The following is a 280-nucleotide window of genomic DNA, read 5'->3' as shown; positions in this document are numbered from 1 at the left end:
GGCGAGATAAAGGTCGTCACCGACAGCCGCCGCTCCAGGAATGTCGAGGCCAACGACCGCGACTACAAGACCAGCGTCGACAAGCTCTATGTGGCGGGTGACGTTCGCCGCGGCCAGTCGCTGGTGGTGTGGGCGATCCGCGAGGGCCGCCAGGCGGCGCGCTCCATCGACGAAGCGCTGATGGGATCGAGCGTCCTGCCGCGTTAGAGCGGTTCACCTTTTCAGGGAAACGGCCAACCGCTCCCATCTATTTGTTCTTGTCGCAATTCCGGGCGGAAAG

The 280-nt window shown here is 63.6% G+C and carries 1 pseudogene; it reads left to right on the top strand.

Features of this window, described 5'->3' with window-relative positions:
* Positions 1-207, top strand: a pseudogene (gltD, locus tag EN852_RS40380) (glutamate synthase); the annotation flags it as partial.
* Positions 208-280: the final 73 nt, after the last annotated feature.

It is taken from the genome of Mesorhizobium sp. M2E.F.Ca.ET.209.01.1.1 (assembly GCF_004010375.2).
Classification (GTDB): Bacteria; Pseudomonadota; Alphaproteobacteria; order Rhizobiales; family Rhizobiaceae; genus Mesorhizobium.
Note: the sequence above shows the minus strand (reverse complement) of the source record. Positions and strands in the feature narration are given on the sequence as shown.